Raw genomic sequence first — 12,910 nt, 5'->3', positions numbered from 1 at the left:
AGGCCGAAATGGAAGAGACTATTAGTTTAAAAGAACTGCTTGAGACCTTGAAAAAACGATTGCTTCTAATCGTGTCGATAACTTTAATAGCTGCCATTGTAAGTGGTGTGGTAAGTTACTTTTTATTGACCCCGATTTACCAAGCTTCTACCCAAATTCTCGTCAACCAACAGAAAAATGAACAATCCGTTTATAGCCCAAGTGAGGTCCAAACAAACCTTCAATTAATAAATACCTATAATGTGATTATCACAAGCCCGGCGATCTTAGATATCGTCGTGAACGAGCTTAATTTAAAGATGACGGCTTCCCAGTTAAAAGGAAAGATTACCGTTGGCAGTGAAAAGGATTCACAGGTTGTGAACTTGTCTGTTCAGGACCCGGATGCCTTAGTGGCAGCGCAAATTGCGAACAAGACAGCAGAAGTGTTTCAAAAAGAAATCCCGAAGATTATGAAAGTCGATAATGTCAGTATTTTAGCGAAAGCCGATATTTCAGAAAATCCGGCGCCGATAAAACCAAGACCATTATTAAATGTGGCAATTGCGATTGTTGTCGGGTTAATGGCAGCGGTTGGCTTTGCATTCTTGCTTGAGTATTTCAATAACACGATTAAAAACGAGCAGGATGTTGAAAAAATCTTAGGTTTACCGATTCTAGGGGTTATTGCCACGATTGATGACCAGCAAATCGAAGAATTGAAAATGAAACGTGCGGCGCGAAAATCAACGGTAAGAGGTGAGACCCTTGGCTCGTAAGCAGAAAAAGACACAAACAAGTAAAGACCCAAGCCGAAAGCTGATTACGGCGATTGCACCAAAATCACCAATCTCGGAGCAATACCGGACGATTCGGACAAATATCCAATATTCCGCGATTGATGAAGAAATCAGAACGATTATGGTGACCTCATCAGGTCCGGCGGAAGGAAAATCAACGACAGCGGCAAACCTTGCGGTAACCTTCGCCCAGCTTGGAAAAAAAGTACTATTAGTCGATGCCGATCTACGGAAGCCGACGGTTCATCATACATTTGGCGAGGATAACCGCTTTGGCTTTACCACCGTGCTGACGAAGCAAAAGACACTTGAAAAAACCGTGAACGAAACAGAAGAGCAAGATTTATATGTGTTAACAAGCGGACCGGTGCCGCCGAATCCAGCTGAATTATTAAGCTCGAAATCGATGGAGCAATTTATGGAAGAAGCAAAGGCGCAATTTGATTACGTCATCTTGGATACACCGCCGTTATTAGCTGTAGCTGATCCACAAATTCTCGCGAATCAATGTGATGGTTCGATTCTTGTTGTCTTTAGTGAGAAGACAGAAATCGAGCAGGCGAAGAAGGCAAAAGAATTGCTTGACCACGCGCAAAGCAAGCTGCTTGGTGTCGTGTTAAACCATAAAGAAATAAAGAATAATGATTATTACTATTATTATGGTGCTAAATAACGGTTTCTACAAAATGCGACAAAATACCTCCCTTTACTAGGCCTTTCGACCGTGTTAATCTTAATTAGATAACAATTTAATGGAAATGGGTGTGGCTTATGATTGATTTGCACTGTCACATATTGCCGGGCGTGGATGACGGGGCACAGGATTTGTCGGATAGCCTGGACATGGCACGGAAAGCGGTCGAGCAGGGGATCCGCACGATTGTCGCCACGCCGCATCATTTGAATAATCAGTACGAAAATTCGAAGCAAGGTATTATCGCTGGTGTTGAAGAGTTGAATCTAGCATTACAAAAAGAAAAGATAGATTTGAAGATTTTAGCTGGTCAGGAAACACGGATCCATGGAGAAATGGTCGAGGCCTACGAATCGGGAGATATCCTCGCGGTTAATGGCAGCCAATACGTCTTGGTAGAGTTCTCGTCGAGCCATGTACCGAGATACACGGAGAAGTTGTTTTATGAAATGCAGCTGAAAGGGCTTGTGCCGGTGATTGTCCATCCAGAGCGGAATCAGCAACTCATTGAACAGCCGGACCTTCTTTATCAGTTTGTGAAAAAGGGCGCATTGTCGCAGGTCACCGCAGCGAGCGTTTCCGGTGACTTTGGCAAGAAGATTAAAAACTTTACACACCAGTTAATCGAGGCGAACTTAACTCATTTTATTGCCTCTGATGCCCATAATACGGGGAATCGGACGTTTAAGATGAGAGAGGCCTTCGACGTGATTCAGGCGAAGTATGGGAATGAAATGGTTTATTTATTTCAAGAAAATGCGGCGCTGGTGGTTGGGGGCAGTCATGTCTATAAGGAAGTGCCGGAGCGGGTTAGGAAGAAAAAGAAGATATTTGGGATTTTTTAATCAAGAAGAAGCTATATATATCAATGTTGATTATTGACTACTTTGATGTGGCGCCATTACGGCCCAATTGGCAGGGTGAAATCCTTTACCCTGCTAAACCCATGTGATTATACTTCTTGGTCAGGCGTCATGGCCTGACCGGCGAGGCTTCCCTGTCCGATATCCATGGGGGCACTCGGTCATGCTGTGGGTTCCGAGTAGGACCTTAGGCGCACGTCGTTGGCGGTGGAATATCCTTTTCCCCGCTTATGATGATAGGAATTAACATCATGTGATTATACTTCTTTGTTAGGCATCATTGGCTGACCGGCGAGGCTCCCCTGTCCGATATCCATGGGGGCACTCGGTCATGCTGTGGGTTCCAAGCAGGACCTTAGACGCGCGTCGTCAGAATCATGGTGTGAGGGAGGGTTCGATGCCCGTTTAAATACAAATTTACAATAATAAATATCTAATGAAAGAATAAGTGATAATGCACTTGGTATTTCATTAGGTATTTATTTTTTTGGCCACGTACTGTTTAGTTAGACGAAATAAAAAGATAAAAGGAGGAATGATTGATTTGGCATACAGGACTCGGCTTGTAACATTGGGGTTATTAGATTCTGTTCTTGTTTTAACGGCTATATATCTAAGTTATTATCCATTACATCCATCGATTGTCATTGACACCAAACTAGTTATTGTCATAAGCGGGTTAACACTTGTGGTCTGTCATCATATTTTTGCTAGCTATTACCGGCTTTATAATAAGGCGTGGGAATATGCGAGTGTAGGGGAGTTACTGGCGATTGTGAAGGCAGTAACATTCGCTGTGTTGACGACGGCGGTTATTCAATACATAGTCCACTTTGAAATATACGTTAGGGCGTTAATAACGACATGGATGCTTTATGTATTATCAATAGGCGGTTCTCGATTTGTGTGGCGAATGATTCGCGATACGTATTTACAGGGGGATGCCTCGAAAAAAAGGACACTGATTATTGGAGCGGGTGCTGCTGGAGTAATGGTGGCCAGACAATTGCAGAAAAGTGCAGATACGGAGCTTGAACCAGTTGCATTCATCGATGATGACCCGAAGAAATACAAGCTGCAGATATTAAATATACCGATGTTTGGAGATTCTAGTCAGATTCAAGAGGCGGTTGAAAAGTTAAATATCGACAATATCGTGATTGCCATCCCATCCTTACAGCAAAACGAATTAAAGCGGATTTTTGATGAGTGTGCAAAAACAAAAGCCAAGACACAAATCATGCCGATGCTGGAAGATTTAATGACAGGAAAAGTGTCCGTGAATCACTTTCGCGATGTCCAGGTAGAGGATTTATTAGGCCGGGAACCGGTGGAGTTAGATATAGCGGGCATTTCAGAACGTGTGTCAGGAAAAACAGTGTTAGTTACAGGTGCTGGCGGTTCGATCGGGTCGGAAATCTGCCGGCAGATTTGCAGATTTAATCCTAGTAAAATTGTTTTGGTTGGTCATGGAGAGAACAGTATTTATTTAATTGATATGGAGCTTCGGAAAGAATACCAAGGCCGAATTGAAATTGTTCCTGTGATTGGTGATATTCAGGACCGTGCAAGGATTTTTGATGTGATGGACGAGCATCGACCGTTTGTTGTTTATCATGCGGCGGCGCATAAGCATGTCCCGTTGATGGAATACAACCCAAGAGAAGCGGTGAAGAATAATATCTTTGGGACGAAGAATGTGGCTGAAGCTGCGGACACCTTCGGAGTTCATACTTTTGTGATGATATCTTCGGATAAAGCAGTAAATCCGCCAAATGTAATGGGCGCGACGAAGCGGTTTGCGGAGATGATTATTCAGAGTCTTGCCCAGAATAGTGACACAAAGTTTGTGGCGGTTCGGTTTGGAAATGTGCTTGGCAGCCGCGGCAGTGTGATTCCGTTGTTTAAGAAGCAGATTCAAGCTGGCGGGCCAGTGACGGTGACGGATCCTGAGATGACACGGTATTTTATGACGATACCGGAAGCCTCACGGCTTGTGATTCAGGCGGGTTCGTTAGCGCGCGGCGGAGAGATTTTTGTGCTGGATATGGGGGAGCCGGTTAAGATTGTTGATTTGGCGAAAAACCTGATTAAGCTCTCAGGTTATTCTATAGAAGAAATTGGGGTTAAGTACACAGGACTACGCCCTGGGGAGAAGATGTACGAGGAACTACTTAATGAGAATGAAGTGCATCCCGAGCAAGTGTTTCCGAAGATTCATATTGGGAAGGCGAAGGTTATCCGTGCTGAGAAGTTGGGCCGTTTAATTGATAGTTTGTTAGATATGAGTGAGATGGAGATGCATGATACATTGATTGCGGTGGCTAATAATCGGTTTGAGGGTTCGGCTGTGTTGGCTGCGGTGAATTAATATAACTAATTGAAAAAGCAAAACCTTCGGTATGATATTAAAAAAACAATACCTATTGTACTGTTATTGGAATGAACAAGATTAAAATATTCAAACCTTTCGGTTTGTTATTGAATTAAAAAGGTGGAATATGTATGAAACGAGTAAGGAAAGCGATTATACCAGCAGCAGGACTTGGGACAAGGTTCCTACCGGCTACGAAAGCAATGCCGAAAGAGATGCTACCAATCGTTGATAAGCCAACGATTCAATATATTGTTGAAGAAGCTGTTGCGTCAGGGATTGAAGATATTATTATTGTTACTGGTAAAGGGAAACGATCAATTGAGGATCATTTTGATTTTGCACATGAACTTGAGCAAAATTTATTGGAGAAGGGCAAATTAGATATTCTTGATAAAGTACGATATGCTGCTGATCTTGCTGATATTCATTACATTCGTCAAAAGGAACCAAAAGGGCTCGGCCATGCAGTCTGGTGTGCGCGTAATTTTATAGGGGATGAGCCGTTTGCAGTTCTTTTAGGTGATGATATTGTTCAGAGTGAGACGCCTTGCTTAAAACAGCTTATTGATGTCTATGAGGAAACTCACTCTTCGGTTATTGGTGTTCAGAGTGTACCGGATGATGAGACCCATCGGTATGGGATTGTTGAACCTTCGGTTCAAGATGGTCGAAGGTACCAGGTTGAGAACTTTGTTGAGAAGCCTGCACCGGGAACTGCTCCCTCTAATCTTGCGATTATGGGAAGATATATTCTTACACCTGAGATTTTTATGTTTTTGGAGCAGCAGGAAACTGGTGCTGGTGGAGAGATACAGTTGACGGATGCGATTCAGAAGTTGAATCAGATTCAAAGAGTCTTTGCATATGATTTTGAGGGTAAACGGTTTGATGTTGGGGAGAAGATTGGGTTTGTGAAGACTACGATTGAGTTTGCTCTGCAAGAACCTTCTTTACGAGAAGAAATTCTATCATTTATGGATGAAATATTGGAGGCAGAAAAGGTTAAATAATTATTTAACCTTTTCTCATTGAGGGGCGTAAATAAGTGATTTATAGAAGATATATAAAAAAAATATTAGATATTGTTCTGGCCTTTATTGGGATCATGGTACTTTCACCAGTATTCTTACTATTAATTTTATGTATTAAGCTAGATTCAAAGGGCCCAGTCTTATTTAAGCAACGTAGGATTGGTAAAGATAAATCCGAGTTTTTTATTTTGAAATTTAGAACGATGAAAATTGATACACCAAAGGATACACCTACTCACCTTTTGAAAAATCCAGAAAGCTTTATTACCAGAGTTGGGAAGTTTATGAGGAAAACTAGTTTGGATGAACTTCCGCAAATTATAAACATTCTTAAAGGTGAAATGAGTATTATTGGTCCACGGCCTTGCCTTTGGAATCAGTATGATTTGATAGCTGAGAGAGATAAATATGGGGCGAATGATATTTACCCTGGGCTTACGGGGTGGGCGCAGATTAATGGGAGGGATGAGTTACCGATTAAAGTTAAAGCGCGGCTTGATGGGGAATATGTTGAGAAATTGAGCTTTGTTTTTGATGTGAGATGCTTCTTCGGTACCATAGTTAGTATTCTAAAGCACGATGGTGTTGTTGAAGGTGGTACTGGCGAGATTGAGAGAGAGAAAGGTACCCCAACTTCAACAACAGCAGTAGAAAAAGCGGATAGTGAGAGGATTTTGAGATGAAAAGAATACTTATCACGGCCAAACATAGTTATATTGGTAATGCATTCGCTTCTTCGACTGCAGATAAATACACTATAGAGTACATTTCATGCCGGACTGAAGAGTGGAGGAAAGCAGACTTTTCAAAGTATGATGTCATCTTCCATGTGGCAGGTATAGCCCATGTCGATGCAAAGTCTGATTTAGAGTCTTTGTATTATAAGGTTAACCGTGACTTGACAATAGAACTTGCCAAGAAAAGTAAGGCAGAAGGTGTGAAGCAATTCATATTTATGAGTAGTATGATTGTTTTTGGCGAGAGTAGCGCTACTAATAAAAGTATAGTTGTGAAAAAAAATACAAAGCCAAATCCAAATGGATTTTATGGTAACAGTAAATTACAGGCAGAGCAGGGGATTACCCCTTTGCAAGATGATAACTTCAAAGTCGTCATTGTCCGCCCGCCAATGATATATGGAAAAGGAACGAAAGGGAACTTTCCAAAGCTGGCTAAATTAGCAAAGATGATTCCGATTTTCCCAAATATAGATAACAAGCGTAGCATGCTTTATATAGAAAACCTTTGTGAGTTTATACGTTTGATGATTGATAATGAAGAGCATGGTATCTTCCACCCTCAGAATAAAGAGTATGTAAATACTGCCGATATGGTGTGTAAAATAGGAGATGTATATGGGAACAAGATAGTAGTGACTAAGTTATTTAATTTGGTAATTAAACTTATGGGTAAAAAGGTAAATGCTATAAATAAAGTATTTGGGACATTTTTATATGAGCAAGTTATGTCAAAGTACAAAGAAGATTATTGTATCAATAGTTTTGAAGAGTCGATTAAATTGACTATTGAAAAATAATTTGATGGGTTTTACATGAATATTTTATGTATCATTTTTGAGGTGGAGTAATGGAAAGTATGCAATCTATTAATATACAAGAAGATTTGGTTTCAATAATTATGCCTGCTTACAATTGCGGGAATTTTATAGGGATAACACTGGAGTCTGTAATTGCACAGTTGTACAAAAACTGGGAAGTTATCGTTGTTGATGATTGCTCCACGGATAACACATCGGTTGTAGTAATGGAGTATATGAAGAAGGACCAAAGAATTAAATACTATAAATTAGACAGAAATTCTGGTGCAGCAGTGGCACGTAATACGGCTGTTGATTTAGCAAAAGGTAAATATATAGCTTTCCTTGATAGTGATGATGTGTGGGTTCCTGAAAAACTACACAAACAGATAGAGTTCATGAAAAAGAATAATTATAATTTTACATGTACAAGTTACACTAAAATCGATGAGCAGGGGAATTTCCTTAATCGAACTATCAGGGCAAAGGTCAAAAGCGACTATGATGGCGTTTTAAAAACTTGCCCCGGGAATTCGACAGTAATATACAGTGCCGAAAATTTGGGTAAATTTAAAATACCAAATATTAAAAAGAGAAACGATTATGTTATGTGGTTACAGGTCATAAAAAAGGAAACATATCTTTATGGTTTGGATGAGCCGCTTGGAAGTCATCGTATAAGAGCTGGTGCTATATCTAGTAAAAAATCATCCTTAGTTAGTTATCATTGGAAGGTATATCGTGAAATAGAGCAAATACCCATACTAAAATCATTCTATCTAATTTTATATTGGATAATAGTAACAATTCTTAAATTAAGGTAAGTGGGGCTATGTATCAAGATAGAAATTGCTTTAAAAATTTATATACTACCTAGTAATTTGCATTGAATTATATAAGGAAGTTGCAATTATATGTGTTTAGAGGTATTAACATATTAATTTTAATTTCCTTATTTATTTAGAGAAAAATTTTGGAGAAACTTTAAATATTTTACGTTATTAGAGGTGGAATTTTGTATAGGGTTGGTGTATGCGGACATTTTGGGAATAATAAAAATCTTCTCAATGGACAAACTATTAAAACAAAATTATTAACAGAGGAATTAAAAATAGCTATAGGTTCAAATTTAGTGCAGACCGTTGATACGCATGGTTGGAAAAAAAATCCCGTAGCTCTACTGTTTAAATGTTTACTCTTACTAAAGAACTGTGACAATGTAGTGATACTACCTGCTCATAATGGAGTTAAGATTTTTATTCCTTTGTTTCTAGTGTTAAATTGGATATTTCATAAGAAGTTGCACTATGTAGTTATTGGTGGGTGGCTGCCTGAAATATTAAAAAAAAATCATAAGCTTAAAAGTAAAATGTGCAATTTAGATGGAGTTTATGTTGAATCATACAACATGATTAATGCATTACAGATTCTGGGATTAAAGAATGTAAAATATTTACCAAACTTTAAGCGATTAAGTATACTCGATGAAAAAAATTTGCAATTTCCAATCGAAGGGCAATATAACCTTTGTACTTTTTCAAGAGTTATGGAAGAAAAAGGTATAGAGGATGCTATAGACGTGATTATCAATATTAATGAGAAATTAGGTAGACAAGTTTATACATTAGATATATATGGACCAGTAGAAGAAAAATATAACGATAGGTTTGAAAAAATAAAAAAGGATTTTCCTGAATATATAACCTATAAAGGAGCTGTAAATTATAATGATAGCGTAGATGTATTAAAGGGATACTTTGCATTGTTATTTCCAACTCATTATAAGACAGAAGGTGTACCAGGGACAATAATAGATGCGTATGCCGCAGGGTTACCAGTCCTGGCTTCAAATTGGGATTCTGCAAATCAAATTATTGATCATGGTAAGACTGGGTTCATATATGACTTTATGCAAAAGTCTAAATTAGAAGATCTTCTAATGGAATTAGTTAACAATCCCGATAATATTACCAGAATGAAAAGTAATTGTTTATTTAAAGCCAACGAATTCCTACCTGAAAAGGTTATTAGTAGATTTTTAAAATATTTGTGATAGAGAGGAAAATTCTTCAATATGAGCTTAAGTATATTTAAGTTGAAAAAATGGTTAAATATGCTAAATGGTAAGAGTATATTGCATGTTAATCAAGGAATAGGCAAAATCTATTCAAAATCAGGAATTAAGGGATACTACAATGATCTCACAGAAAAGGTTACTAAGGGTGATAATTTAAATGAGGTAAAACTTCCAATTCTAGAACTTGAGGATGGTTCAAAAGTTTTGTTCCCTATAGCAATTTTTCAATACGGTTTGGGATCATATGATTTGTATTTATTAGAAAATAAACAATTATATCTAAATAAATTTAAACTATGTGTTGATTGGGCTATAAATAATCAACAAAAAGATGGTTCATGGAGTAATTTCTTTTTTGTACATTCTAACGCTCCATACTCAGCTATGGCCCAGGGTGAGGGTGTATCACTTTTGCTTAGAGCGTATAAAGAATTTAATGATGAGAAATATCTATTTGGAGCTAAGAAAGCAATAGATTTTTTATTAACTCCGTTAGATTTAGGTGGAACAACAAAATATTTTAATGGTGAGGTTTTTCTTCAAGAATATACAAATGAGCCAACAGTACTTAATGGTTGGATATTTGCTATATTTGGTTTGTTTGATTATTTTAAGGTGAGTGAGGATAAAAGAATAAAAGAATTACTTGATAAAACGTTGGAAAGCTTGGAAGCTCACTTGTCTGAATTTGATAACGGATATTGGAGTATGTATGACCTAGGTGGTAGAATAACAAGTCCATTTTACCATAAACTGCATATTGCACAGTTGGAAGTATTATATGACATATTTAGAAATGAGTTATTTAAAGAGTATTCTGAGAGATGGCATAAATATCAAAATAATTGGTTTAAAAGGAAACATGCATTTATAGTAAAGGTGTGTCAGAAGTTAACTGAGAAATAGTTGAAAAGAAGGAAACTAAAATGAAAAAAAATGGCAATACTAAAAGGCTTTTATGTATAGTTGGCTCAATGAATGCTGGGGGCGCTGAAACATTTTTGATGAAAGTTTATCGTGCTTTAGATAAAAATAAATATCAGATGGACTTTTATGTGGCATCAAAGGAAGAAGGATTTTATGAAGAAGAAATAATATCCATGGGGGGGAAAATCCATCGTTCCATTCCTAAGTCTAAAAGAATAGTAAAATCCTTCAATACACTTAAGGATATTGTTCGGAAAGAAAAGTATGACTATGTTATGAGGATATCACAGCATTCATTATCAACAATTGATTTACTTGCAGCGAAATTTGGAGGGGCTAAAGTACTTGTATTTCGGTCTAGTAATACTAAAACTTATGGGGGAAGAGTGCATCAAATTCTCCATCTGGTATTTAAATGGTTATCTATAACAATTCCAAATATAAAAATTGCACCATCGACAGAAGCTGCTGAGTTTATGTTTGGAAAAGGCTGTATACAACGAAAAAAGGCAATAATTCTTAAGAATGCAATTGCACTAGATAATTTCCATTTTGACTTGGATACAAGAACTGCAATTCGTGAAGAGTTTCAAATAAAAAATAAATTTGTAGTTGGACATGTTGGAAGATTTAATAATGCCAAGAATCACAGTTTCTTAATTGATGTCTTTAATGAGATTGTAAAGAAACATAAAGAAAGTGTTCTAATACTAGTTGGAAAAGGTGAGTTAGAAAGTGATATAAAAAATAAGATTAAAACGCTTGGTCTAACAGATAAAGTAATTTTTACTGGAGTAAGATCAGATGTGCCTAATATCATGATGGCAATGGACGTATTAATTTTCCCTTCATTCTTTGAAGGTATGCCAAATGTGATTATTGAAGCTCAAGCAACCGGGCTACATTGTATTATTTCAGATTCTATAACGCGTGAGGCAGGTATTACTAAGTTGGTAGATTATTTATCTTTAAAAGATAGCACAAAAATTTGGGCTGAAAAAGCTTTAGAATACAGACAAGAAGATGTAGTACGAGAAAGTATGAATGATAAATTCAAAATAGCTGGGTACGACATTGATTCAGTTACAGATACCTTTGTAAGAACCGTTTTTATAGAATAACAATTTTACAAGATGATATAAATTTGAAAAGAGGTCATTTCGTTATATGAAATTTCTTTTTGTGGCTCCAAGATTTCATACCAATCAATTTCCAATAGTTAAGTCACTAATTGAAAGAGGCCATAATGTTGAATTTTTTGTCCAAAATGTTGGAAAAAGCGAAGATCATAGCAAATTGAAGCCATATCTAATGAAAAAGTCAATATTATCAATTCTTTTATGCAAAATAGTCGATTGGAAATATAGTGCTAATGAGGCAGAGAGTAAGAAACTCTATTATTTTATTCCTGCAAATATTTCATTGTTTATAAGAATAAGGAAGTATCGCCCCGATGTTGTAATATTAAGGGAAAGAAATTTTTCATCATGGTGTGCTTATTTAATCTGTAAGATTTTAAAAATACGATGTACCATAATTTACAATCAGACACCATTATATTCCCCAAATACTTCTGAAAATATAATAAAAAGATTCATTAAAAAAATAATACGTGAATTTTTCCCTAAAGTTAGAATAACTACGGTTTATGCTAGAAATATTTCGGTGTTAAGAAATAATCAAGATAAGTATCACATTAAAAGTCATGATTATTTTGTTCCATTTATTGCAGAATTAAAGGAAGAAACAGCTAATAGAACATATTGTAAGGGCGGAAATATCAACATTTTAGATGTGGGTAAGTATAGAGATTATAAAAACCACTTTTTATTGGTTGATGCTATATCCCTTATAGGAGATAGAAGAAATTTGAGAGTGACAATCGTTGGACAAGTAGTAAATGAAGATGAGCAAAAATATTTTGATTTATTAAAAACATATATAAAGTCTAAGAACGTAGACGATGTGATAAGACTTGAAAAGAATATTGATTATAATAAAATGGACCAAATTTACCAAACTAATGACATATTCATTTTACCTAGTAAGCTGGAATCTGCTTCCATTTCAATATTAGAAGCTATGGCAAATGGAATGGTAACTATTAGCACAGATAATAATGGTACTGCTTCTTATATAAACGAGGGAGAATGCGGCTATCTTTTCCGTACAATGGATGCAAAGGACTTAGCGATTAAGATTGAACAAATAGTTTCGAAAAAAACAAATATATATAAGATGGGAAATCAAGCTTATCTTAATATCAAGTATAATTATTCATTTCCTAATTATTATTCTGCACTTGGCGAAGTACTTGAAAAGGAATTCGGGGTATTAATTGAGGAGTAATAATATTGATTTTATTATCATTCCAAAATTAGAAGAGAATTATTTAGTTTCTAAAAAAAATTAATAATTGAAAGGAATATTATGCAGGGATTAGTATTTTTTTTGATAATTATAATAATTATCCTTAAAGTTTTATTTAATAGTATGGGGGTATTTGGGGTATCATGGTGGTTTTATTTGATATTCTTGGGTATCTATATTTTTATAATTTATTTATTTTCAACTAAGAAAAGTAACCTTAAATTTTCTAAAGAGTATAAGGCATATATTATATAT

At 36.4% G+C, this 12,910-nt stretch carries 12 protein-coding genes; all 12 read left to right on the top strand.

All coding sequences use genetic code 11. From position 1 onward, the window contains the following. The first annotated feature begins 8 nt into the window (after positions 1 to 8). A complete protein-coding gene (locus tag ACFVSW_RS08585) occupies positions 9 to 758 on the top strand; it encodes a YveK family protein (RefSeq protein ID WP_387314674.1) in 750 nt (249 codons plus the stop codon). Continuing rightward, the gene (locus ACFVSW_RS08580) at positions 748 to 1,452 is read left to right on the top strand and encodes a CpsD/CapB family tyrosine-protein kinase (protein WP_387314671.1); all 705 of its coding nucleotides are present in this window, start codon (positions 748 to 750) and stop codon (positions 1,450 to 1,452) included. Before ACFVSW_RS08585 ends, ACFVSW_RS08580 begins: the two co-directional genes overlap by 11 nt. Positions 1,453 to 1,550: 98 nt before the next feature. Next, positions 1,551 to 2,318, top strand: coding sequence for a tyrosine-protein phosphatase (locus ACFVSW_RS08575; RefSeq protein ID WP_387315124.1), 768 nt, complete (start codon positions 1,551 to 1,553; stop codon positions 2,316 to 2,318). A gap of 562 nt (positions 2,319 to 2,880) precedes the next feature. Beyond that, positions 2,881 to 4,707 (top strand): polysaccharide biosynthesis protein, encoded by a 1,827-nt coding sequence (locus ACFVSW_RS08570; RefSeq protein WP_387314669.1) that lies wholly within the window; start codon positions 2,881 to 2,883, stop codon positions 4,705 to 4,707. Between the two features lie 134 nt (positions 4,708 to 4,841). Then, positions 4,842 to 5,723: a UTP--glucose-1-phosphate uridylyltransferase GalU gene (galU, locus tag ACFVSW_RS08565; RefSeq protein WP_387314667.1), complete on the top strand. Its 882-nt coding sequence runs from the start codon at positions 4,842 to 4,844 to the stop codon at positions 5,721 to 5,723. A gap of 35 nt (positions 5,724 to 5,758) precedes the next feature. Next, positions 5,759 to 6,427: a sugar transferase gene (locus ACFVSW_RS08560; RefSeq protein ID WP_387314665.1), complete on the top strand. Its 669-nt coding sequence runs from the start codon at positions 5,759 to 5,761 to the stop codon at positions 6,425 to 6,427. Further along, on the top strand, positions 6,424 to 7,281 hold the full coding sequence (locus tag ACFVSW_RS08555; RefSeq protein ID WP_387314664.1) for an NAD-dependent epimerase/dehydratase family protein: 858 nt from the start codon (positions 6,424 to 6,426) through the stop codon (positions 7,279 to 7,281). The genes ACFVSW_RS08560 and ACFVSW_RS08555 overlap by 4 nt, the downstream gene beginning before the upstream one ends. Positions 7,282 to 7,331: 50 nt before the next feature. Next, a complete protein-coding gene (locus ACFVSW_RS08550) occupies positions 7,332 to 8,105 on the top strand; it encodes a glycosyltransferase family 2 protein (RefSeq protein ID WP_387314662.1) in 774 nt (257 codons plus the stop codon). A 191-nt stretch (positions 8,106 to 8,296) separates the two neighbouring features. Next, positions 8,297 to 9,334, top strand: coding sequence for a glycosyltransferase (locus ACFVSW_RS08545; RefSeq protein WP_387314660.1), 1,038 nt, complete (start codon positions 8,297 to 8,299; stop codon positions 9,332 to 9,334). A gap of 21 nt (positions 9,335 to 9,355) precedes the next feature. Next, the gene (locus tag ACFVSW_RS08540; protein WP_387314658.1) at positions 9,356 to 10,264 is read left to right on the top strand and encodes a D-glucuronyl C5-epimerase family protein; all 909 of its coding nucleotides are present in this window, start codon (positions 9,356 to 9,358) and stop codon (positions 10,262 to 10,264) included. Positions 10,265 to 10,284: 20 nt separating this feature from the next. Next, on the top strand, positions 10,285 to 11,406 hold the full coding sequence (locus tag ACFVSW_RS08535) for a glycosyltransferase family 1 protein (RefSeq protein ID WP_387314656.1): 1,122 nt from the start codon (positions 10,285 to 10,287) through the stop codon (positions 11,404 to 11,406). A gap of 46 nt (positions 11,407 to 11,452) precedes the next feature. After that, positions 11,453 to 12,634, top strand: a complete 1,182-nt coding sequence (locus ACFVSW_RS08530) for a glycosyltransferase family 4 protein (RefSeq protein WP_387314654.1) — start codon at positions 11,453 to 11,455, stop codon at positions 12,632 to 12,634. Positions 12,635 to 12,910 lie beyond the last annotated feature (276 nt).

Origin of the sequence: Neobacillus sp. NPDC058068, from assembly GCF_042885335.1 — a bacterium.
Classification (GTDB): Bacteria; Bacillota; Bacilli; order Bacillales; family Cytobacillaceae; genus Neobacillus.
Note: the sequence above shows the minus strand (reverse complement) of the source record. Positions and strands in the feature narration are given on the sequence as shown.